This window comes from Sphingomonas quercus (assembly GCF_018863195.1).
Taxonomy (GTDB): domain Bacteria; phylum Pseudomonadota; class Alphaproteobacteria; order Sphingomonadales; family Sphingomonadaceae; genus Solisphingomonas; species Solisphingomonas quercus.
Window position 1 is genome coordinate 541742 of sequence record NZ_JAHKRT010000002.1, and the last position, 22680, is coordinate 564421.

Sequence of the window (22680 nt, forward strand, 5' to 3'; positions counted from 1 at the left end):
ATATATGATCAGCCGCGGACGGCGGGGCGTGGAGAGGATGCCGATGCGGACGGCTCTGGGGTGGAGCGTGGCCCTCGCGGCGGGCATCATCGTCGGCAGCGCGCAGGGGCAGTCGCCCGGCACCAGCGTCGAGGCCTGTCCCGCCGCTCAGCCGGCCAATCCGCTTGCAGCCGCGTCCGCCGCCGAGCGTACGCGCGAGATGCGGCTGCTGGGCATCGCCGCCATGCAGCCGCCGGTCGGCGCCTATGAGCCCGACAAGCCGTGCAACGCCAATTATGACGAGGCGCGCGCCAATCCCTATCCGAAGCTGCCGCCGCTGCTCGTCATGGCCGATGGGACCAGCGTGACGCGCGCGAGCTGGCCCCGGCGGCGCGCCGAGATCAAGGCGCTGTTCGACGATCAGGTCTATGGCCGCTACCCCGCCCATATCCCGGCGGTTAGCTGGCGCGTCGTCGGCACCGAGCGCCGGACGGTCGCGGGAACGGACGCCGTGGTCCGGCATGTCGTCGGCCATGTCGACAATTCGGCCTATCCGGCGATCGCCGTCGACATCGAGCTCGACGTGGTCACCCCGGCGGCGGCGCAGGCGCGTCGCGTGCCGGTGATCATCGGCGGCGGATCGGTGCGGCCGCGGCCGAATTTCGTGCGGCCCGCGCCGGCCCCCGGCCAGATCGTGCGCGAACTCGCTGCGCCGGCGGATCCGCCGGACAGCGCGAAGCTCCTGCTCGAGAAAGGCTGGGGCTTCGTCTGGATCAACACCAGCGACGTTCAGGCGGACAATGGCGCCGGGCTCGACAAGGGAATCATCGGCCTCGTCAACAAGGGCAGGCCGCGCGCGCTGAACGATTGGGGCGTGCTGCGGGCCTGGGCATGGGCGCAGGCCCGGGCGGTCGATTATCTGGTGACCGACGGCCATGTCGATCCGAAGAAGATCGGCGTGTTCGGCCATTCTCGCGGGGGCAAGGCGGCACTGGTCGCGATGGCTGACGATCCCCGTATCGCCATCGGCTTCATCAGCAGTTCTGGCGCGGGGGGCGCGACGCTTTACCGCCGCAATTATGGCGAGACGGTCGCCAATCTCGCCGCAGCCAACGAATTCCACTGGTTTGCAGGAAATTTCCTCAAATATGCCGTGGTCGGCCACACGCGCGACGAGCTGCCGGTCGACAGCCATGAATTCATCGCCCTGCTGGCGCCGCGCCCGGTGTTCATCGGCGGCGGCGCGCTGCTCACCGACCCCCGCTTCATGCCCGGTGACGCCTGGCAGGATGCGCGGGGGATGTTCATGGCCGCCGCGGCCGCCAGCCCGGCCTGGGCGCTGCTCGGCCGCAAGGGCCTCGGCACCGACACGTTCCCGCCGATGAAGACGCTGGTGGACGATGGCGACATCGCCTTCCGCCAGCATGAATGGGGCCATACGCCGGCGCCGAACTGGCCGTCCTTTATTGCGTTCGCGGCGAGGTATTTCGACAGATGACGCGGCACGAGGACCATGGCGTCTCGCGCCGGGGCGTATTGGCGGGCGGGGCAACGGCCGGGTTCGTCGCCAGCGGCCGGGTCGCGCTTGCCGCGCCGCGGCTCACCGCGGGCGCGGTGGTGGAGCGGATGAAGCAGCATGTCGGCGGGCCGTGGCGGGAGGGCGGCGTCGACGGCTACAAGTCCGGCTCGGCGGAGACAGTGGTCACCGGCATCGCCACGACGATGATGGCGACCTTCGACGCGCTGAAGGCGGCGCGGCGCCACGGGCTGAACCTCGTCATCACCCACGAATCCACCTACTGGTCGCACCAGGACAGGTTGACCGATCTTGAGGACGATCCGCTCTATCGCCGCAAGCGCGACTTTCTCGCCGCGCATGACATGGTCGCCTATCATCTTCACGATCACTGGCATGCGCTGAAGCCGGTCGACGGGATCAATCTCGGCACGATGCAGCTCATGGGCTGGTCGCGCTATCGACATGCCGATAACCAGCGCATGTTCACCATCCCGCCAACCACCCTGCTGGCGCTTGCCCAGGCATTCCAGCAACGGATGGGCACACGCACGTTGCGGATCGTCGGCGACCCCGCGCTGGTGGTGTCGACGGTTTATGAGAGCTGGGGCTTCTGCTCGGCCATTCCCGGGATCGACTTCCTCGAGAGCGAGGCGCAGGTGCTGGTGATCGGCGAGACCCAGGATTGGGACCTCATCGCCTATGCGCAGGACGCGGTCGCCTCCGGCCGCAAAAAGGCGCTGATCGTGCTCGGCCATGTGCTTTCGGAGCAATGGGGGATGAAGGCGTGCGCCGAGTGGCTGAAAGGCTTCGTTCCTGAAGTTCCGGTGCGATACCTGCCGATCGTCGAACCTTATTGGAACATCGACCGGCCGGTGTTCGAGATCGACACGAGGCTTGCCTGATGCCTCAATCGCCGATCCGCGCCGCCGGTCCGCCGACCGCGCTCGAGATTGTCGACCGCATCCTCGCCGACGGCGGCGTGGCGGCGCGGCCGCGGACGATCGACCGGATCGTCGCCGGCGATCCGACGACATTCGTCACCGGCGTGGCGACGATGGCCATCGCCTCGCTGGACGGACTGCGCGCCGCGGCCGCGGCCGGGCGCAATCTGGTCGTTGCCTATGATGGCCCCTTCTGGTCCGAGACGGACGATCTGGAGCGGATGACCCGCTATCCAGGCTTTGCCGCGAAGCGGGATTTCCTGCGCGCCAAAGACATGGTGGTACTGCATCTGCGCGAGCATCTCCGCGATCGCGTGCCGGACGTCATCTCGCTCGGCATGGCCCGCACGCTCGGCTGGGAAGACCGGCGCGCCCCCGGCTGCGAGGCCGATCGCTTCGTGCTGCCGCCGACGACGCTGCTCGGTCTTGCCCGCGAGCTTGCCGGTCGGCTGGACGATCGAACGCTGCGCGTGGTCGGTGACCCGCAGCTCGCCGTCTCCCGTGTCGCGGCAAGCTGGGGCAACGCCGCGCAACTGCCGACGATCAGGCTGTTCAACAGCGAGGTCGATGTCGTGCTGTGCGGCTATACGCGCGAATGGGAAGCAGTCGAATATGCGCAGGACATGATCGCGACCGGACTGAAGAAGGGGCTGATCCTTCTCGGGCACGCGAAGTCGGTGGAGGGCGGGATGAGGGCATGCGCCGAGTGGCTGACAACGCTGGTGCCGGAAGTGCCGGTGGAGTTCCTCGCCCAGCCCGAACCTTATTGGACGCCGAAGCCATGGTCGCGCTGAGCATGAGCCGCGCTGTTGCAGCGGTGCTTGCCGTGACGCTCGCCGTCGCGGCGTCGGCACAGACGCCGCCCGTCAGCTACAATCCCGCCGTCACCTTCGAGCCGTTTCACAGGAGCGGGGTCTATGCCGCCGGCGAAACGGTCGGCTGGACGTTGCGCGCGCCGCTCGGCCTTGGTCCGCAGCGCTTCCGCTATGTGATCCGCGAGAACAACATGGCCGTGCTCGACACCGGCACCATCGACCTGAAGAGCGGCGTCGGCACCATCCGGAGCCGGCTTGATCACCCGGGAATGCTGTCGGTGCGCCTGACTCCGCTGGAGGGCGGCGAGCCGATCGATACGTCGCAGCTCACCGCGCAGGAGCGGGACCGGCTGACCGTCGCCGCCGCCGTCGCGCCGCTCTCGCTCAAACCCGGCGCTGCGCGACCGGTCGATTTCGATGCGTTCTGGGCGGGCAAGCTGGCCGAACTCGGCCGCATCCCGATCAACCCGGTGCTGGAGCCCGCCGTCACCGCCGAGCCGGGAGTGGCGCTGTCGACGGTGACGCTCGACAGCGTCGGCGGCCATGTCCGCGGCTATCTCGCGGCACCGACCAAAGCGGGCAAATATCCGGCGCTGGTGATCTTCCAATATGCCGGCGTCTATCCGCTGGTGCCGGAAACGGCGACGGCGCGCGCCGCCGAAGGCTGGCTGACCTTCAACGTCGATTCGCACGACATGGCGCCGACCGAGGCGACCGCCCCGCGCAATTACGCCCAGGTCGGCGCGGAGAGCCGCGAGACCTCCTACTTCCTGAACATGTACCTGCGCGACACGCGCGCGCTCGATTATATCCGCAGCCGGCCCGACTGGGACGGGCGGACGATCGTGCTGATGGGCACCAGCATGGGCGGGCAGCAGAGCCTCGTCACCGCCGGGCTCAACCCCGATCGCGTGACGGCCGTGCTCGTCAACGTGCCGTCGGGGGCGCTTACCAACGGGGATCTGCACGGGGCGAAGGCGGGCTATCCCAACTGGGACGTCAGCAATCCGGCGATCGCCCGCGCCGCGCTCTATTTCGACCCGGTTAATTTCGCGTCGAGGATTCGCGCGCCGGTGCTGGCCGGCGTCGGTTTTCTCGACGAAGTGTCGCCCCCGGTCGGCATCTTCACCGCGCTCGCCCAGATTCCCGGCGCCAAGGAGCCGGTGGCGATGATCGAGAGCGATCACAACCACATCACGCCGCAGAAGGAAGGCGATTATTACCGCCGCTCGCGCGAGGTGCTGGACGAGATCAGGCGCACCGGTCGCTTCGTCCCCCGACGGGACTGGACGGAGCCACAGCCATGAGAATGCTGCGCAGCATGATCGCCGGGTTGCTCGCCGTGCTGATGCTTGCCGAGCCGGCCGCGGCGGATGACGGCTACGACCTCTGGCTGCGCTACACGCTTGCGCCCGCGCCGCAGCGGGCGGCGCTGCACGCGCGGGCGACCAGCATCGTCGCGCCCGGCCGGTCGCCGCTGCTCGCCTCCGCCGTCGGCGAGCTGCGCCGCGGCTTTGCGGGGATGACCGGCGTGGCACCGGTGATGGCGGACCGGCCGGCCGCCGGCGCGATCGTGCTTGCCGTCGCCGGATCGCGCTTGCTGGATGGGCAGGCGCTGCCGCTAGAGGGCCTCGGGCGCGAAGGCTATGTGATCCGCAGCGCCACCATCGCCGGCGTGCCGGTCACCCTGATCGCAGCCAATGGCGAAGCGGGTCTGCTCTATGGCAGTTTCGCGCTGCTCCGCCGTGCGCAGATGGCGGACTGGCCGGCGCGGCTGGACGAGCGTTCCGCGCCCAAGGTGCAGCTGCGCGTGCTGAACCATTGGGACAATCTCGATCGTACGGTGGAGCGCGGCTATGCCGGTCAGTCGATCTGGGACTGGTGGTCGCTGCCGGACTGGAAGGGGCCGCGCTATACCGATTATGCGCGGGCCAATGCGTCGCTGGGCATCAATGGCGCCGTCCTCAACAACGTCAATGCCCGGCCGGAAAGCCTCACCGCGCCGTTCATCGCCAAGGCCGCCGCGCTGGCCGACGTGATGCGGCCATGGGGGATCAAGATCTATCTCTCGGCGCGCTTCTCGGCGCCGATCGAGATTGGCAAGCTGAACACCGCCGACCCGCTCGATCCCGCGGTGCAGGCGTGGTGGCGGGCCAAGGCCGACGAAATCTACAAGGCAATCCCCGATTTCGGCGGGTTCCTCGTCAAGGCCAATAGCGAGGGCCAGCCCGGTCCCCAGGATTATCACCGCACCCATGCCGACGGCGCCAATGTACTGGCGCAGGCGGTGCGGCGGCATGGCGGCATCGTCATGTACCGCGCCTTCGTCTACTCGGAGGCGAACCCCGACGATCGCGCCAAGCAGGCCTATGCCGATTTCAAGCCGCTCGACGGCAGGTTCGACGACAATGTCATCGTCCAGGTGAAGAACGGCGCGATTGATTTTCAGCCGCGCGAGCCGTTCCACCCGCTGTTCGGCGCGATGCCGCGCACGCCGCTGATGCTGGAATTCCAGATCACCAAGGAATATCTCGGCCAGAACTTCTCGCTAGCCTATCTCGGGCCATTGTTCGAGGAGGTGCTGCGCGCCGACACCATGGCCCACGGGCGCGGCGACACGGTCAGCCGCGTGGTGCAGGGGAAGGTCGATCCCTATCGGATCACCGGCATCGCCGGTGTCGCCAATATCGGCGTCGACCGGGACTGGAGCGGCTCCACGTTCAACCAGGCCAACTGGTACGCATTCGGCCGCTTCGCGTGGGATCCCGACGCCTCATCGGCCGCGATCGCCCGCGAATGGGCGGCGATGACGTTCACGCCGGACCCGCGCTTCGTCACCCCGGCGGTGGCGATGATGCAGCGCTCGCGCGAGGCGGTGGTGGATTACATGACCCCTCTCGGCCTGCACCACCAGATGGCCACCGGCTATCATTACGGCCCGGCGCCGTGGGTGCATGCCCTGGCCCGGCCCGAATGGAACCCGGTCTATTACGCCAGGGCGGATGCGAGCGGCATCGGCTTCAATCGCACCGCCAGCGGCAGCAACGCGGTGGCCCAATATGCTCCGCCGGTCGCTGCCTTTTATGCCGATCCGAAGACGACGCCGGACGAGGAGCTGCTGTGGTTCCACCATCTGCCCTGGGATTACCGGATGCGCTCCGGCCGTATCCTGTGGGACGAGCTGGCGCTGCGCTATCAGCATGGCGTCGCTGAGGTCGCGGCGATGCGGCGGCAATGGGCGGCGCTGCGCCCCTATGTCGACGAGGAGCGCTTCGCCAAGACGGCCGCATTCCTGACCAGGGAGCAGCATGACGCGGAATGGTGGCGTGACGCCAGCCTCGCTTATTGGAGCAGCCTGTCCAGGCGCCCCCTGCCGGCCGGCGTGCCTGCGCCGGCCCACCCGCTCGAACATTATCAGTCGATCACGCTGCCGTTCGCCCCGGGCAATTGAGGCCCGGGCGCTAGAGCCCGAGCATTCGCCGATTTGCCGCTTCGTCCGCGCCGCCAGCGGCGAAGTCGTCGAAGGCATGCTCGGTGACACGGATGATGTGATCGCGGATGAACGGGGCGCCCTCGCGCGCGCCATCCTCGGGATGCTTCAGCGCGCATTCCCATTCGAGCACCGCCCAACCGGGGAAATCATAGGCCGCCATCTTCGAGAAGATTGCCTTGAAGTCGACCTGCCCGTCGCCGAGCGAGCGGAAGCGGCCGGGCCGATCGACCCAGCTCTGATAGCCGCCATAGACGCCGCTCCGCCCATTTGGCCGGAACTCCGCGTCCTTGACGTGAAAGCACTTCACCCGCTCGTGGTAAATATCGAGAAAGGCGAGATAATCGAGCTGCTGAAGCACGAAATGGCTGGGATCGAACAGCATGTTGCAGCGCGGATGATCGTCGACCAGCGCGAGGAAACGCTCGAAGGTGGCGCCGTCGTGCAGATCCTCGCCCGGATGGATCTCGTAGGCGACATCAACGCCCTGCTCGTCAAATGCGTCGAGGATCGGGCGCCAGCGCCGTGCCAGCTCGGCAAAGGCCTCGTCGACCAGCCCGGCCGGCCGCTGTGGCCAGGGATAGAAATATGGCCAGGCGAGCGCGCCGGAAAAGGTGGCGTGCGCCATCAGGCCCAGGCGCCGGCTGGCGCGCGCGGCGTGGCGCATCTGCTGTACCGCCCAATGCTGCCGCGCCTCCGGATTGCCGCGTACCTCGGGCGCGGCGAAGCCGTCGAACGGCGCATCATAGGCCGGGTGCACGGCGACAAGCTGGCCCTGCAAATGGGTGGAAAGCTCGGTGAGGGCGAGGCCGCGCTCGCCGAGGATGCCGAGCACCTCGTCGCAATAATCCTGGCTCTCGGCGGCGCGCGCGAGATCGAACAGGCGTGCGTCCCAGCTCGGGATCTGCACGCCGCGATAACCCAGCCCCGCCGCCCAATCGGCGATCGCCGGCAGCGAATTGAACGGCGCGTCGTCGCCGGCGAACTGGGCGAGGAAGATCGCCGGGCCCTTGATCGTCTTCACAGCGTCTCTCCGTCGAACGAGAGCCAGCGCCGCGTCTCGCTGGAGCGCACGGCAAGCTCGATGAACCGCATTGCCCGCAGGCCGTCGGTGATGCCCGGAAGGCGGCCATCGAGGATACCGGGCACGCCGCCGATCGCGTCGGCGAAGTCGCGGTAGAGGGTGGCGAAGGCCTCGATCAGCCCCTCGGGATGCCCCGGCGGCAGCCGGGTGGCGGCGCGGGCTGCGTCGCTCAGGCCCGGCGCGCCGTCATGGAGAATGCGCAGCGAATTGTCTGCGTCGCGCAGGATCAGCCGATCGGGCACTTCCTGCGCCCATTCGAACCCGCCGCGTTCGCCATAAACGCGGACGCGGATGCCGTTGCGCTCACCGGCGGAGATTTGCGAGGCCATCAGCACGCCGGGCACGCCTCTGCCGAAGCGCAGCAGCACGTTGCAATCATCGTCGAGCCGCCGCCCCGGCACCACGCGCGAGAGCGCAGCGCAGAGCTCGGTGACGCGCAGCCCGCTGACATATTCGGCCATTTGCAGCGCATGCACGCCGATGTCGCCGATCGCACCGCCCGCGCCGGCGAGGGCCGGATCGGTGCGCCAGCCGGCCTGCGCGTTCGTCCCCTCGATCGGCTCGGACAGCCAGCCCTGCGGATATTCGGCGACGACCTTGCGCACCGGGCCGATCGCCCCGGCGGCGATCCGCGCCCGCGCCTCGCGGACCATCGCATAGCCGGTATAGGCATGGGTCAACGCGAACGGCACGCCGGTTTGGGCGACGACGGCGGCGACCGCCTCGGCCTCGGCAAGCGTGGCGGTCATCGGCTTGTCGCAGATCACGGCGATTCCCGCGCGCAGCGCCGCGATGGTGATCGCCGCGTGGCTGGCATTGGGGGTGGTAATCGCGATCGCCTCGATGCCGTCGTCGCGCGCCGCCTCGGCGGCGATCATCTCCTCGGCGCTGGCATAGAGGCGATCGGCGGCGATGCCCCATCTGGCGCCCTGTTCGCGGGATTTGCCGATCGACCGGCTGAGCGCGCCGGCGACGACAGCGAAGCGGTCGTCGAGCCGCGCCGCCATGCGGTGGACCGGGCCGATAAAGGCACCTGGGCCGCCGCCGGCCATGCCCAGCCGCAAGGGTCGTTCCGCCATGTTCAACCTCCCTGGCCGGCTCAGATCGCGCCGGCCCTGAACTGCTTCACCGCGGTGTCCGCCGCACGCGACGTCAGCGCCATGAAAGTGAGCGACGGGTTGACGTTGGACACGGACTGCATCTGCGCGCCGTCGGTAACGAACAGATTGGCGGCATCATGCGCCTGGCTCCATTTGTTGAGCACCGAGTTGCGCGGATCATGGCCCATGCCGGCGCCACCCATCTCGTGGATGCAGTCGCCCGGCACATGCTCGCGCCGGCTGCTGGTGACGTTGGTGAGGCCGGCCCTGCGCAGCATCTCCATACCCTGCTCCTGCGCGTCGTCCATCATCCGGATCTCGTTGTCACGGAAGCGGACGTCGAAGCGCACCAGCGGAATGCCGTAGCGATCGAGCTTGTCGGGGGAAAGCGAGACGGTGTTGTCGTCATAAGGCAGGCATTCGCCAAACGCGCTCATCCCGAAGCGCCACGGACCATAGCGGCGCATTCCTTCCTTCATCGACGCGCCGAAGCCGACCGGCCTGGCCGGATCGCGCCGCGCCGCGCCCTGAAAGCCGTAGCCGCGCCTGAAGCCGAGGCCCTCGTCACCGTCGATATTGCGGAATCGCGGCACATAGACCCCGCCCGGCCGGCGGCCATATTCGATATATTCCTCCATGCCGGGGATATCGCCCGACACGCTGACGCGCAGAATGTGGTCCATCACCGCGCGTCCGAGCCTGCCGCTGCTGTCGAAATGGCTCCGGCCGCTGCCCGCAGGACGCGAGTTGAGCAGGATCTGGTTCGACGCCATGGCCGACGCGCAGAGGAAGACCAGCCGCGCCGGGATCACTTCCGCCAGCCCGGTTTTGGCATCGACGACCCGCACGCCGGTGACCCGCTTCGTCGCGCTGTCATATTCGAGATTGCTGACCACCGAATCCGGCCGCAACGTCAGCCGCCCGGTCGCCCGCGCCGCCGGCAGCGTCACCGCCTGGGTCGAGAAATAGGCGCCGAACTGGCAGCCGCGGCTGCACTGGTTACGCATCTGGCATTTGCTGCGGTTCTGCGCCGGCTTGTCCTCGGTCATGTTGCTGAGCCGGGTGTTGATCAGCTTGCGGCCGGGGAACTCTGCTTCCAGCCGCGCCTTCAGCCATTTCTCCGCGACGTTCATCGGCATCGGCGGCTGGAATTCGCTGTCCGGCAGATAGGGCAGGTTTTCCCGCGAGCCCGAAACGCCGATATAATTCTCGACATAGCTGTACCAGGGCGCCAGATCCTCATAGCGGATCGGCCAGTCGATGCCGACGCCCTCGCGCTTGTTCGCTTCGAAATCCGCGGGGCTCCAGCGGAAGCACCAGCGACCCCAGATCAGGGATTTGCCGCCCACCGCCGCCGGGCGGACCCAATAGAATTTGTTCGGCGCATCGTAATCATAGGGGTTGATCTTGTCGTTATTGTAGAAAGCGAGGTTGCTCGGCGACGGATAGCCGTTTCTGGCGATGAAATATTCATTCTCGACCAGCGCGCGCGGCATCGTGTCCCGCGCCGGGATCTCATAGGGGGGCTTGCCGTCATAGGTGTAGCCCTCGCCATGCTCGACCATGAAACCACGGTCGAGCATCAGCACGCGCAGGCCCTTTTCGGTCAGCTCCTTGGCGGCGAAGCCGCCGCTGACGCCGGAGCCGATGACGATCGCGTCGAAACGGTCGGTCGATGCCATGTCCTGCCCCTCAGCCGCTCGCCAGCAGCGTGCGCAGGTTCCGGAAGCTGGTGGTAATGTCGGGGATGTAGGGCGCGGGCGCCTGATCATTCTCGACATAATAACGCTGCACGCCTGCCACGCTGTCCAGCTTGAAGATGCTGGCGAAATCGATGGTGCCGGTGCCCACCGCGGCCATGCGGCCGTCCGGGGTCATGTCCTTGACGTGGTAGGAATAGATCTGCCCGCCGAGCGTCCTGATCATCGCCTTCGGATCCTGCCCGGCCTTGATCGCCCAGTAGAGGTCCAGCTCGAAGCGGACGAGCGCCGCGTCGCGATCCTTGACCAGCCGATCCCACAGCGAGACGCCGTCCGGCTTCACCAGGAATTCGAAATCATGATTATGATAGGCAAAGCCGATGCCGGCCTTTTTGAGCTTCTCCGCGAAGCGATTGAAATTGGCGACCGCCTCGGTCCAGGCGGGTGCGTTGCGGAACGGCTCGCCGAGATGCGGCAGCACCGCCGTCTCGGCGCCGAGTGTCCGGATCATCGCCAGCGCCTTGTCGAAATCATTGAGCAGGAGGTCGTAGGCGACGTGGAGCGAAGGCGCGGTCAGCCCAAAGCGATCCATCGCCTTGCGCAGCATCGCCGGGTCCATCGCGTCAAAGCCGCCGCCCCCGAATTCGACCTGGGTGTAGCCGGCCTTGCGCACCTTTTCGAGCGTGCCCACCGGATCGCTCTGGAAGATCTGGCGTACGGTGTAGAGTTGCAGGCCGATGCGATCGACCTTCGCCGCCGATGCGCGGCCGACGAGCGGGCCGAGGCCGGCGAGGGACGCGAGGCCGAGGCTCGCGGACAGGAAAGTGCGGCGGGTCGCGATCATGCCGAAAACACCTTGTTGACGCTGGAATAGGGATAGGCGCCGTCATAGCGGCCCGGCACCGGCAGATATTCGCGTTCCTGCGTGATGCCGATCTCCGAGGTGAAATAGCCGGTGACCACCAGCTGGCGGAAATTCTCGAAGAAAGCGGCGCCGCCGGGCAGCGCGCCGTTCATCGCCAGCGTGAGCAGCGCGTCCTGCTGTTCGGGCGAGGCGCTGGCGGCGCCGGCGCGATAATCGCGCCGGCTGCGCGCCTCGATCGCGGCGAGCCCGTCGAGGATCGTCGCGCGATCGTCGTCGACCGCCCAGTCGGACAGCATGTGCTCGATATAGTCGGGAACGCCGGCGGCGATCGCGCCGGGCGTGTCCGTGGTCGGCATCACCCGCTCGCAGAGCGCGGTGACCAGCGCGCGCTGGTCAGGCGTGAACACCGGCGGCGACACCGGGCCGGTGTTGATCGGCGTCCGCACGCCCGGCACGAAACCGGCCGCGCGCGCCAGCGGCGCGAACAGCTGCGACCCGAACAACGCCGCCATGGTGAGGAGCGCGCCGCGCCGGTCGATCATGGCTTTTCTCCAGTGAGATCCTGTTCGATCGCCGCCGCGGGCAGGGGCCGTACCCAGATGTTGCGGAACGACACCGGGGAATCATGATCCTGCAGCTGGATCGGCAGCGCGTCCTCGTGGGCGGTGTAGGTCGATACCTGCCGCCACGCCGTCGTGCCCAGCATCGCCTGATGGTTCTGCACCAGCACGCCGTTGAGGATGGCGGTGATGTAGGCAGGGCGTTTCAGCGAGCCGTCGGCGTTGAAGCGCGGCCGCTCGAAGACGACGTCATAGGTCTGCCATTCGCCCGGCTTGCGCGCGGCATTGGCGAGCGCCGGCTTCCAGCCATAGACGCTGCCGAGCGTGCCGTCGGCGTAGGTCGGGTTCTGATAGCCGTCCAGCACCTGCAGCTCGTAGCGTTGCATGAACTGGATGCCGCTGTTGCCGCGATTCTGCGAGCTGCGCTGCGGCGGGTATGGCGACCGGAACTCGAGATGCAGCTGCACGTCGCCGAAGGCCTGCACCGTGGCGAGGTCGTTGCCGCCCTTGCCACCGTCGCGCGGCGGGACGGTGAGCGCGCCGTTGGCGACCAGCCAGGGCTTGCCGAGGGGCTTCCACTTGTCGGCGGATCGTCCGTCGAACAGGACGATCGCGTCGGAGGGCGGCGAGGCAGCGGTGGCGCCGGGCGTCACCACGGCCGGCGCGGGGCGGGCGGGATCGTGGACGTGCCACTTGCCACCCGGCTGCATCGGCGTGTCGGTGAAGCCGAGATCGTGATTGCCTGTGGGCGGTGGCGGCGCCTGGGCGATCGCGGTGCCCGTCAGCAGCGCCACTGAGACCCACTTCCAGCCCGGCCGCATGCCTCGCTCCTCTTGCTCGTCGCTGGTCAATCGCGGGCATGAGGCCGTTGCCGTTGCGGCACGCCATCGGATCCACCCCGCATCCTATTGTCTGAGTGGATCGCAACTCCCCCAGGCGATGTCAACGACGCACAACGGCATGCGTCCGGGCGCCGGCTGGTCAAAATAGTCCGACCAGCCGGACGCGGCTATTTGGGCAGCACCACGGCGGCGGCGGTCGTGAAGTTGGCCGATTGCCCGGCGACGCCGCTCTCCGGCTGACCCGAGCCGACCGTCACCCGATAGCGTCCGACCGCCACCCGCCGCGTGCCATCCGGCGCGACGCTGCTCAGATCGCGCGGAGACAGATCGAACGTCACGGTGCGGCGCTCGCCCGGCTTCAGCGACAGCCGCTGGAAGCCGCGCAATGCCACGCGGGGCACGCCGGGCTCGTCGGGGAAGTTCAGGTAGAGCTGCGCCACTTCACTGCCCGCGCGCTGCCCGGTGTTGGTGATCTCGGTCGTCACGCGAAGCCCCTGTTCCGGCCCGCTCGCCGCCGGCTCGAGCCTGAGCGGCGCATAGCCGAAGCTGGTATAGCTGAGGCCATAGCCGAACGGGTAGACCGGCGTGCCGGTGAAATAGCGATAGGTGCGCCCCTTCATCGTGTAATCGTTGAAGGGCGGCAGATCGTCGATGCTGCCATAGAAGGTCAGCGGCAGCCGCCCGCCGAAATCGCTGCGCCCGGTGAGCGCGTCGGCAATGGCGAGGCCGCCCGCTTGGCCCGGGTACCACGCCTCGACGATCGCCGAGGCGTTGGCCTTGGCCCAGGCGAGGTTCACCGGGCTGCCATTCATGACGACGACGATGAGCGGCTTGCCGAGCGCCCTGGCCTTTTCCAGCAGGGCGCGCTGGTCTGCGGGGAGATCGAGCGAAGTCTTGTCGCCGCCCGCGAACCCCTCCACCTTGACCGGCATCTCCTCGCCCTCGAGGTCCGAGGTGAGGCCGACCACGGCGACCACCACATCCGCCTTGGCCACGCCGGCGGCGAGGTCGCGATCGGGATCGGTGGACACGCGCTTCCAGAAGATGCCCGCCTGTGCGCGGCTGCCTTCCGACTGGAAGCGAAGCGGATAACGCTGCCCCTTGATCAGCCGGACCTCGGTCATCTGCAATGGTCCGTCCCGACGCGCATAGTCGGTGGCAGCGATCGCGGCACGGCCGTCGACCGTCAGCTCGCCCTTCACCCCGGTGACCGCAATCCGATAGGTGCCGGTTTCCGGCGGCACGAGGAAACCGCTCCAGACGACCTTGTTCTCCTCGCTGAGCTGAGCGCCGCGCGCGGCAGTGGAGATCATCGCCTGCTCGACGCGGGTCACCGTCGGCTGCGGATCATAGCTGGCGCTCATGCCCGGCGCGGTCGGCGCTGCGCCGCGCATCGAATAATATTCCGCCTTGAGGCCGGGCTTGCCGTCAGGCGTGCGGAAGGCGGAACCGGGCACCGGGTCGCCATCGGTGATCGAGGTGCCGAACGGCACATGGATGAGGCGGCCGGCGCCGAGACGCTGACGCAGGCCCTCCAGCGCCGAGACCGGCGGCGCTGACTGGGTCGAGGAATAGTTGCCGCGCAGCACCCGCGTCGCGTCGGCGAGCGGCCCGACCAGCGCCACCTTCGCCCCGGTCTTCAGCGGCAACACGCCGTCATTCTTGAGCAGCACCAGGCTCTCGGCAGCGGCCTGAAGCGCGCGCGCCTGGTGATCGGGGGTGCCGATGGCGGCGACCGGCACGGCACTGACCGGGCGTACGCCGGGCAGATCGCCGTTGCGCAGCCGCGCCGAGAACAGGCGGACGAGCGCGCGGTCGAGATCGGTCTGGGTGATCAGGCCGCGTTGCAGCGCTTCCTTGTAGCGGTCGCCGAGATTGGTCGCGCCCCCGAGCGTCCTGGTATTGCATTCATTGTCGACGCCGGATTTCAGCGCCACCGCGACGCCCGTCGCGGCATCCGGGGCATAGCGATGATGATCGTAGATATCGACCACCGCGTCGCAGTCCGACACGACATAGCCGGTGAAGCCCCACGCGCCGCGCAGATGCTGGCGGAGCAGCACGTCGCTGACGCAGGCCGGCTGTCCGGCGACGCGATTATAGGCGCACATGATCGAGCCGGCCTTGCCCTCGACGATGGCCGCGCGGAACGCCGGAAGATAGGTATCCTCGAGGTCATGGTCCGAGATCCAGATGTCGTCGACATGGCGGCTCGGCTCCGGCCCGCTGTGCACTGCGAAGTGCTTGGGCGTGGCGATCACTGCCGGGTGCTCGGGATCGGGGCCCTGCATGCCGGTGACGAAGGCGACGCCGAGCCGCGCCGTCAGATAGGGGTCCTCGCCATAGGTTTCCTGGCCACGCCCCCAGCGCGGATCGCGGAAGATGTTGATGTTCGGGGACCAGGTGTCGAGCCCGGTGCCGATCTTGCCGAGCTTGCCGGTCTGCCGGCCGAGCGTGTGCAGGGCGGCGACCTCGACGCTGATGACCCCGGCCACCTCATGCACCAGCGGCGCGTCGAATGTCGCGGCGAGCCCGATCGGCTCGGGGAAGTTGGTGGTCGGCACCACGCCGATCGCGCCGTGCAGCGATTCCGTCCACCAGTTATAGGCCGGAATGCCGAGCCGCGGGATGGCCGGGGCGACATTGACGAGCTGGTTGACCTTCTCGTCCTCGGTCATCCTGGCGACGATGCCGGCGGCGAGCGCGTCGGCCGCCGCGCGCGGCGCCGTGTCTGCGGCGGGCAGGGGCTGCGCCAGGATGAGAGCGGCGCCGGCCAGCGCCATCATGCGAATAGTCCTGCCTGCTGATCCGGGCATTGCGATAATCCCCTGTTGAAGCGCCGTCGGCGCTAGCGGCCGTTCGGGAAAGCGAGATGCTGGCTGAAGAAGGGCAGCACGTGGTCCTGGAAGCGGAAGGCGACGTTGCTGACATGCGTCCCGGGGTAGATTTCGAACCGGTTGGCGATGCCGTAGGAATCGAGCACGGCGTGCAGCTTGCCGGCATCGACCTTGAGCCCGTCCTCGTCGCCGACGTCGATGGCGATCGCCCGATAGCGACGCAGCGCCCCGATATACTGGTCGACGAAGGACAGCGGCGCGTTGGCCGCCCATTTGGCCACCACATCCGCCCGCACCGCGCCGTCCGTCACGGGCAGGTCGAGATAGAGGGGCGGGTTCTTCGGATTGGGCGACCAGGCGGCCGCGCTCGCCAGCTGCGCGCGCAGCCCGAACGGCAGCGCCGCCGAATCCGCCGCCGACCTGACCTGCGCCAACGGCGCCAGCGCCGCCGGGTCGAGCTGGCGGGGGTCGCGTGGCGACAGGCAGCAGGGGCTCATCATGTAGATGGCGCCGAACATGTCGGCATGCTTCATGCCGATGCGGCTGGTGCCGTAGCCGCCCATCGAATGGCCGGCGAGGCCGCGGCTCATCCGATCAGCGATGGTGCGGTAATGGCCGTCGATGAAGCGCACCAGATCACGCGCCACGAATGTCTCGAAGTCGCCCGTGGTGGGCGAGCTGGAATACATCGAGCCGTTGTGGATGGTCTTGGCATCCGGGAACACGACGATCATCTCGTGCGCGCCCTTGGCGAAGGCGTTGGCGATCGTCTGCGGGGCGTGGATCTCCTGCAACCACTGGGCCGCGCCGATCGAGTAGCCGTGGAGCGCATAGAGGACCGGGTAGCGGCGCCCCGGGCTGGTGCGATAGCTCGGCGGGAGCGCTACGATCACGTCGCGATCCGCCGCCTCGCCTTCGAGATTGCCCTCGATGCTCGGCGCGTGGACCTTGATATGTTCCAGCGTCACCGCCGGCGCGCCGGGTACGGCCGGCGGGCTGTTGGTCACCGCCTGCGCGCCCGCCGGTGTCCCCATCGTCGCCATCAGGAGGCAGGCGAGGACGGGTCGGACATGTTGCCTTTTCACGCTCAGCTCCTCAGCGCAGCGACAGGACGACCACCGAATGCGGCGGCAGTGTCGCCGTCAGCGTGCCGTTGGCGACGGTGGCGCCGGTGAAAGGGGCCGGCGCCACCTGCTGCGGCCGATCGAAGTCGTTATAGGACTGCATCGTCGGCGCGGTGAGCACGCGGCCGGTCACCGTCGTGGCCGTGGCGCCGGCGAGGCTCACCGTGACCGGCGCCGGCTGGTTCGGATCGACATTGGTGAGCGCGACATAGATCATTCCGTCCTTGGCGCGCGCCGCGGTGGCGCTGACCGCCGGGATCGACCAGCCGTCCTTGGCGTACCAGCTGGATTTCACATCGAGCGCCAGTCGGGTCGCGTCCTGGAAGGGCTTGTACATCTCGAAGACATGATAGGTGGGCGTGAGCACCATCTTCGGCCCGTCCGTGAGGATCATCGCCTGGAGGACGTTCACCATCTGGGCGATATTGGCCATCTTCACCCGGTCGCCATATTTGGTGAAGACGTCGAGCGTCACCGCCGCGACGACCGCGTCGCGCATCGTATTCTGCTGCTGGAGGAAGCCGGGATTGCTCCCCGGTGTCGGCGCGAACCAGGTGCCCCATTCGTCGACCGCCAGCTCGACCCGCCGCGCCGGGTCATATTTGTCCATGATCGCGATGTGCTGCTTGAGATAGTCGTCGATCTTGAGGGCGGTGCCGATCGTCCGCGCCCAGGATGCTTCGTCGAATTCGGTCGCCGACTGCTTGTTCCGCATGCCGTCGGGGAAGGTGTAGTAATGAAGCCCGAAGCCGTCGATCACGTCGCCGGCCTTGCGCATCATCCCCTCGGTCCAGACGAGGTTCTTTTCGGCGCTGTCATTGGCCGTCGCGCCGCTGGCCAGCTTCATCGTGCGGGTGCCGGCGGGCACCTTGATGAAGGTCGCGTAACGGCGGGTGACGTCGGCGGCATAATCGATCAGCATGTTGCCGCCGCAGCCCCACAGCTCGTTGCCGATGCCGAAATAAGGCAGCTTCCACGGCGCCTTGCGGCCGTTGCGCGCGCGCTCGTCCGCGAGGCTGCCGGCCGGCGCGGTGATATATTCGACCCATTCCGCCATTTCCTGCGGCGAGCCGCTGCCGACATTGCCGGAGATATAGGCATCCGCGCCGATCTGCTCGGCGAAGTCCATGAATTCATGGGTGCCGAAGCTGTTCGGCTCGGTGACGCCGCCCCAATGGGTGTTGACCTTGACCGGGCGCTTGTTGCGCGGGCCGATGCCCTCGCGCCAATGATATTCGTCGGCGAAGCAGCCGCCGGGCCAGCGGACGACGGGCACCTGCAGATTGCGGAGCGCCGCGACGACATCCTTGCGGATGCCGCGCACATTGGGAATGCGCGAATCCGGGCCGACCCAGACCCCGCCGTAGATGCCGGTGCCGAGATGCTCGGCGAATTGCCCGAAGATGCGGCGATCGATGACCGGGCCGGGGCGATCGGCGTGAAGGGTCATCTGCGCGCCGGGAGCGTCTTCCGCGGCGCCGCCCGGGGCCGCGCTCAACAGGGCGGCTGCGACGACCATACAGCGTCCAAACGTCTTCAGCATCGCTGTGTCCCTCCTGCGTCGCCGTCGTCAGCGATCATATATGATTCTGGGTTTACTCATACTAATGGGCTATTTCAAGCGCGGACCCGCAAGCCAGGGGTTCGTGAGGCTGAACCGGGTCGGCATCGCCGGGCGACACGCCCTGAAACCCGCCAAAGAGTGAGGCGGACATGGCGGCCGGTCGACACATTCGATGCTGTACGCGTCGGACCCGGTCCGACCCGACGGTCCCCGCGCGCTTTTGTCCGACCAGAAAAAAGGGGGGGGTGGCCGCCGCCCCGCGCGAGCGACGGCCACCGGGCAACCGGCTCAGAGCCGGAAGCGTGCGCCGACGGTGACACGTCGGCCATAGTTGAACACCGTCAGCAGCTGGTTCTTGAAGCGGCCATGCGTGCTGTAGGTCTCGTTGGTGATATTCAGCACTTCACCGAACACGCTGATGCGGTTGGTGATGTCCCAGCTCGAACTGAGGTCGACCTGGGTCGCGGCGTTGACGAACGTCGGCTCGGCCCCGAACGAGCCGGTGTTCTGCGCCTGCCCAAACTGCAGCAGATACTCGTCGCGCCAGTTGAGCGCAGCGCGGATCTGGAAGCCGTTCTTGTCGTAGAAGGCCACCGCATTGGCCGAATTGGCAAGGCCGGTGACGGCGAAGCCGCTGGTGCTGAAATCGGCCTTGTCATAGGGCTTGTTGGTGTTGACGAGCGTGGCGTTGGCCTGGAAGCCGAAGCCGCTGTCGCCGAACACGTGCTGCCACGCGATCTCGACGCCACGCACCGTCGCCTCCGGCCCGTTGACGCGGGCGGACACGGCGAAGTTCGCCAGCTGCCCGGTCGTCGGATCGACGACGCCGTTCACGGTCTGGCGCGTCGTACCGGCGACGATGAAGTTGCTGACGTTCTTCAGGAAGAAGTCGACGGCGATGTAGGAATTGCGCTTGTAATACCATTCCGCCGCGACGTCGAAATTGTCGGACAGATAGGGCCGCAGCTCCGGGTTGTTGCCGGTCGCCGTCAGTGCGCCGATGCGTTGCAGCTGGCCCACGTTCAGCACCGGCGACAGGAAGCCGAGATTGGGCCGGGTCAGCGTGCGCGAGGCATCGAAACGCAGGTCGAACGTGTCGGTGACGTTCAGCTTCATGTCGAGGCTCGGGAGCAGATAGGAATAGCTGCTCTTGACCGTGATCGGCTGGGTCGGCGTGTAGGTGACGTTGAGCAGCGTCCGGTCGGCTTCGCTGGTGGTCAGGGTCAATGGCTGGCGGCCGACGCCGCTCGATGCGATATTGGTATGTTCCTCGCGCATGCCGGCGTTGAAGAAGAGCGGCATGCCCGCGATCTCGGTCTCGAAGCTGGCGCGGACGAACAGCGCCCAGGTGCGCTCCTGGATGCGCTGGACGCTGGCCGGATCCAGGGCGAGATCGAAATTACCGGTGAAGTTCGGGCCGACCTGACCGTCGGCATAGTTGAAGCCGGGGATCTGCTTGGTCTGCGGGTTGCCGAGCCCGGACAGATAGTTGCGCACGTCGGCGACGCTGTAGTTGATCAGCGGCCCCGCCAATGCGCCGGCGAAGCCCGGCATGAAGCCGCCGACGCCGACCGTGTTGGCAAACAGGCTGGAGGGTAACCGCACGCCGGCCACCGAATTGGGATTGGTCGCCGAATCCGGGCCATAGCCGGAATAGGCCTGCCAGAAATTATTGGCGAAGGTGTTGCTCGTCTGGTTCCTGTAGACCTCTTCCAGATACTGGCCGCCGAACTTGATGGAGAACTTGTCGTCCTTCCATTGCGCGGCGAGGCGACCCTGCTTGATCTGGTCGGTGGTCTTGTTGGCCTGGCGCACCATGACGTGCGAGCCGAACACCGAGGTGTCGGCGAAGCGCGCCGGGTTGCCGCCCGCGCCATAGTTGACGAGGACCGGCAGCGTGTCGTCGCTGTTCCCGTCGATCTTCACGCCGAGATTGGGGCCAATGGCATAGCCGTAGCCGACATCGGCATTGTCGTCGTTGATCCGGCCGCCGGGATTGCGCCAGCTCTTCGAGTAATTGCCGTCGGCTTCGACCGAGAAATTGTCCGACACATCCCATTTGACGTTGAGACCGGTCTGGTTGGTCTCGAGGACGTTGTCGGTGTCGTTGGCGACGAAATCGGTCTGCGAGCCGGCCTGACTGAAATTGGTCGGAACGCCGTTGCTGTCGAGCTGAACGTTGCGCAGGCTGCCCTGGTTGAACCACACGCCATAGCCGAACGAGTGCGAGCGGACCTGCTGGCGCGAGTAATTGTCGTCGAGGGTGACCATCACCTCGTCGGTCGGATGCCATTGCACGGCGACGCGGCCGTCGATGCGCTCATCCTTGGTATAGACCTGCTGCGCGCCATATTGCTGCGGGAACGCACCGATCACGGAGCGACGGTCCGACGCGGTGGCGGATGTGTCGGAGGGGTTGCAGCTGGCGGCCGTGCTGCCGGCCAGCTGGCACGGCGCATAGGTGCTGAAGTTGAAGCCGTTGATGTAGACGTTGTTCGCCTGCGTGTCGTGGCGCGTGTAGACGACGTCCGCGAGAATGCCGAACGTGTCGTCGGCGAAGGTGTCGCTGAACAGCAGACCGCCGGTCGGCACGACCTTCTTGGCGTCCTCCTGCCACGAGCCCGAGGCGCTCGCCGACAGGCGCAGGCCCGGATGGTCGAACGGCTTCGGGAACATGATGTTGACGGTGGCGCCGATCGAGTTGGCGGCGATGGTTACGTCGGGCGTCTTCAGCAGGTTGAGCTGGCCGACAAAATCCGCGCCGATCGTCGAGAAGTCGACCGAGCGCTGTCCGGTCGCGGTCGATACCCGCCGGCCGTCATAAAGCGTTTCGTTGAAATCGCCGCCGAAGCCGCGAACGGTGATGCCGGTCGCTTCGCCGCGCGCGCCGGCGCGCTGGATGGAAACGCCGGGCAGCCGCTGGAGCGATGCGGCGACATTCGAATCGGGGAACTTGCCGATATCCTCGGCGGAGATCGCGTCGACCACGCCGGGCGCCGAGCGCTTGATGTCGAGGTTGCGCTGCAGCGAGCCGCGCAGCCCGGTGACGACGATCTCGTCCTGCGGAGCCCCGTTATCCCCGCCGGGGGCGGGTTGTGCCTGAGCAAAGGCGGGCGCTGCAACCGCTAACGCTAACATGCTCGTGGCCCCGACCAGCGCGATACGCCGGCCGGACGGATTCTTGGCGGTCCAATCAGCCATATTCAGTTCCCCTCTACCTAAGTCTTTGTAAGTCCAGCCAATGACTGGGGGAGGTGCCGGAACTTCGCCGCCCGGCTGCCACCCTGTTCCGTTTGATACCCACGGATACTGATCAGGCCATAGTTCTACGGTAGCGCTATCAACCTGTCCAGATACCAGATATGATATTATTTTCCGGCGATCGGCCGGCCCGGTCCGGATTGCGCCGGAAAGGCCTTGGCGATCGCCGGCGGCCGCAATAGGCCTGGAGGAAAGGGCGACCGGGCGGGCAAGGCCGGCGCCACGCAAGGGGATGAGAATGGCTCGGATAGAATTGCTCGACACGGTGGCGCATCGCGATCTGCGGATCGTCACCCGTCGCGACCCGTCGCTCGGTGACCGGCGTAACTTCGTCCAGCTCGTCGCCAGCGAGTTTGCGCGGGCGGCGGCCCATTACCCCATCTTCTTCACCAAGAGCGCGGAGACGGGCAGCTTCCTGGCCGGTGCCGTACTTGGCTTCCACGACGGCGAGAACCTGTTCCTCGACCAGGGCACCAGCCCCTACCGGCCACTGACCCTGCGCCGCGAGCCTTTCCATATCGTCGGCGACGATCTCGGGTTCGACACCGGTCACCCTCGCGTCAGCCGCGCCGAGGGTGAGCCGGTGTTCGACGCGGACGGGCAGCCGAGCGATTATCTGCGCGGCGTGCAGCAGGCGCTGACCCAGTTGCGCTACGGCCTGGACGAAACCGACGCCTTCATCCGCCGCATGCTGGACCACAAGCTGGTCGAGCCGATCGACATCAGCTTGCGGTTCGACGATGGTGAACATTGCCGCCTCGATGGCCTCTATACGATCGCCAGGGACGGGCTCTATGAATTGTCCGATGCCGACGCGGTGAAGCTGTTCCGTTCGGGCGATCTCCAGCTCGCCTTCACGATGATCGGCTCGCTGTCGCAGATCGGCGTGATGGCGGCGCGGCGCAATGAACGGCTGCTCGATCCGGTCTGATTGACCGGACGGACGCTTGACAACGCCGATCCCGCTGCGAAACTGGTAGCGCTATCAGGTGAGCGGGC

The 22680-nt window shown here is 67.2% G+C and carries 16 protein-coding genes; 6 read left to right on the forward strand and 10 right to left on the reverse strand.

Annotated features, from left to right (window positions below; genetic code table 11):
* Positions 1–43: 43 nt before the first annotated feature.
* The 5 genes from KOF26_RS05730 to KOF26_RS05750 are packed head-to-tail and all read left to right on the forward strand — an operon-like array spanning position 44 to position 6705.
* Positions 44–1477: an alpha/beta hydrolase family protein gene (locus KOF26_RS05730; protein WP_216321451.1), complete on the forward strand. Its 1434-nt coding sequence runs from the start codon at positions 44–46 to the stop codon at positions 1475–1477.
* Positions 1474–2400 carry a Nif3-like dinuclear metal center hexameric protein gene (locus KOF26_RS05735; RefSeq protein ID WP_216321453.1) on the forward strand — a complete coding sequence of 309 codons (927 nt, stop codon included), beginning with the start codon at positions 1474–1476 and terminating at the stop codon, positions 2398–2400. Before KOF26_RS05730 ends, KOF26_RS05735 begins: the two co-directional genes overlap by 4 nt.
* On the forward strand, positions 2400–3233 hold the full coding sequence (locus KOF26_RS05740; RefSeq protein ID WP_216321455.1) for a Nif3-like dinuclear metal center hexameric protein: 834 nt from the start codon (positions 2400–2402) through the stop codon (positions 3231–3233). The genes KOF26_RS05735 and KOF26_RS05740 overlap by 1 nt, the downstream gene beginning before the upstream one ends.
* Before the next feature lie 2 nt (positions 3234–3235).
* On the forward strand, positions 3236–4561 hold the full coding sequence (locus KOF26_RS05745; RefSeq protein ID WP_216321457.1) for an acetylxylan esterase: 1326 nt from the start codon (positions 3236–3238) through the stop codon (positions 4559–4561).
* A gap of 2 nt (positions 4562–4563) precedes the next feature.
* Positions 4564–6705 (forward strand): alpha-glucuronidase family glycosyl hydrolase, encoded by a 2142-nt coding sequence (locus KOF26_RS05750; RefSeq protein WP_216321785.1) that lies wholly within the window; start codon positions 4564–4566, stop codon positions 6703–6705.
* A 10-nt stretch (positions 6706–6715) separates the two neighbouring features.
* On the opposite strand, the gene KOF26_RS05755 is transcribed toward KOF26_RS05750, so the two are convergent.
* The 10 genes from KOF26_RS05755 to KOF26_RS05800 all read right to left on the reverse strand — a co-directional run bounded on the left by KOF26_RS05755 (position 6716) and on the right by KOF26_RS05800 (position 21621).
* On the reverse strand, positions 6716–7768 hold the full coding sequence (locus tag KOF26_RS05755; RefSeq protein WP_216321458.1) for a sugar phosphate isomerase/epimerase family protein: 1053 nt from the start codon (positions 7766–7768) through the stop codon (positions 6716–6718).
* Complete coding sequence (locus tag KOF26_RS05760) at positions 7765–8907, reverse strand: Gfo/Idh/MocA family protein (RefSeq protein ID WP_216321461.1); 1143 nt, start codon at positions 8905–8907, stop codon at positions 7765–7767. The genes KOF26_RS05755 and KOF26_RS05760 overlap by 4 nt, the downstream gene beginning before the upstream one ends.
* Positions 8908–8927: 20 nt before the next feature.
* Positions 8928–10610: a GMC oxidoreductase gene (locus KOF26_RS05765; protein ID WP_216321463.1), complete on the reverse strand. Its 1683-nt coding sequence runs from the start codon at positions 10608–10610 to the stop codon at positions 8928–8930.
* A gap of 10 nt (positions 10611–10620) precedes the next feature.
* A complete protein-coding gene (locus tag KOF26_RS05770; RefSeq protein WP_216321466.1) occupies positions 10621–11472 on the reverse strand; it encodes a sugar phosphate isomerase/epimerase family protein in 852 nt (283 codons plus the stop codon).
* Complete coding sequence (locus KOF26_RS05775) at positions 11469–12035, reverse strand: gluconate 2-dehydrogenase subunit 3 family protein (RefSeq protein ID WP_216321469.1); 567 nt, start codon at positions 12033–12035, stop codon at positions 11469–11471. The genes KOF26_RS05770 and KOF26_RS05775 overlap by 4 nt, the downstream gene beginning before the upstream one ends.
* Positions 12032–12874 (reverse strand): 3-keto-disaccharide hydrolase, encoded by an 843-nt coding sequence (locus KOF26_RS05780; protein WP_216321473.1) that lies wholly within the window; start codon positions 12872–12874, stop codon positions 12032–12034. Before KOF26_RS05780 ends, KOF26_RS05775 begins: the two co-directional genes overlap by 4 nt.
* 188 nt (positions 12875–13062) lie before the next feature.
* On the reverse strand, positions 13063–15681 hold the full coding sequence (locus KOF26_RS05785) for a glycoside hydrolase family 3 C-terminal domain-containing protein (protein WP_216321476.1): 2619 nt from the start codon (positions 15679–15681) through the stop codon (positions 13063–13065).
* Between the two features lie 62 nt (positions 15682–15743).
* The gene (locus KOF26_RS05790) at positions 15744–16817 is read right to left on the reverse strand and encodes an alpha/beta hydrolase (protein WP_363181891.1); all 1074 of its coding nucleotides are present in this window, start codon (positions 16815–16817) and stop codon (positions 15744–15746) included.
* 10 nt (positions 16818–16827) lie between these two features.
* Positions 16828–18399, reverse strand: coding sequence for an alpha-N-arabinofuranosidase (locus tag KOF26_RS05795; protein WP_216321479.1), 1572 nt, complete (start codon positions 18397–18399; stop codon positions 16828–16830).
* Between the two features lie 309 nt (positions 18400–18708).
* Positions 18709–21621: a TonB-dependent receptor gene (locus tag KOF26_RS05800; RefSeq protein WP_216321481.1), complete on the reverse strand. Its 2913-nt coding sequence runs from the start codon at positions 21619–21621 to the stop codon at positions 18709–18711.
* A gap of 298 nt (positions 21622–21919) precedes the next feature.
* On the opposite strand from KOF26_RS05800, the gene KOF26_RS05805 reads away from it, so the two are divergent.
* The gene (locus KOF26_RS05805) at positions 21920–22612 is read left to right on the forward strand and encodes a SapC family protein (protein ID WP_216321483.1); all 693 of its coding nucleotides are present in this window, start codon (positions 21920–21922) and stop codon (positions 22610–22612) included.
* Positions 22613–22680: the final 68 nt, after the last annotated feature.

Coding starts and splice junctions, on each gene's coding strand:
- KOF26_RS05730 (WP_216321451.1), top strand. CDS start 44: ATGCGGACGGCTCTGGGGTGGAGCGTGGCCCTCGCGGCGGGCATCATC.
- KOF26_RS05735 (WP_216321453.1), top strand. CDS start 1,474: ATGACGCGGCACGAGGACCATGGCGTCTCGCGCCGGGGCGTATTGGCG.
- KOF26_RS05740 (WP_216321455.1), top strand. CDS start 2,400: ATGCCTCAATCGCCGATCCGCGCCGCCGGTCCGCCGACCGCGCTCGAG.
- KOF26_RS05745 (WP_216321457.1), top strand. CDS start 3,236: ATGAGCCGCGCTGTTGCAGCGGTGCTTGCCGTGACGCTCGCCGTCGCG.
- KOF26_RS05750 (WP_216321785.1), top strand. CDS start 4,564: ATGCTGCGCAGCATGATCGCCGGGTTGCTCGCCGTGCTGATGCTTGCC.
- KOF26_RS05760 (WP_216321461.1), bottom strand. CDS start 8,907: ATGGCGGAACGACCCTTGCGGCTGGGCATGGCCGGCGGCGGCCCAGGT.
- KOF26_RS05765 (WP_216321463.1), bottom strand. CDS start 10,610: ATGGCATCGACCGACCGTTTCGACGCGATCGTCATCGGCTCCGGCGTC.
- KOF26_RS05770 (WP_216321466.1), bottom strand. CDS start 11,472: ATGATCGCGACCCGCCGCACTTTCCTGTCCGCGAGCCTCGGCCTCGCG.
- KOF26_RS05775 (WP_216321469.1), bottom strand. CDS start 12,035: ATGATCGACCGGCGCGGCGCGCTCCTCACCATGGCGGCGTTGTTCGGG.
- KOF26_RS05780 (WP_216321473.1), bottom strand. CDS start 12,874: ATGCGGCCGGGCTGGAAGTGGGTCTCAGTGGCGCTGCTGACGGGCACC.
- KOF26_RS05785 (WP_216321476.1), bottom strand. CDS start 15,681: ATGATGGCGCTGGCCGGCGCCGCTCTCATCCTGGCGCAGCCCCTGCCC.
- KOF26_RS05795 (WP_216321479.1), bottom strand. CDS start 18,399: ATGCTGAAGACGTTTGGACGCTGTATGGTCGTCGCAGCCGCCCTGTTG.
- KOF26_RS05800 (WP_216321481.1), bottom strand. CDS start 21,621: ATGGCTGATTGGACCGCCAAGAATCCGTCCGGCCGGCGTATCGCGCTG.
- KOF26_RS05805 (WP_216321483.1), top strand. CDS start 21,920: ATGGCTCGGATAGAATTGCTCGACACGGTGGCGCATCGCGATCTGCGG.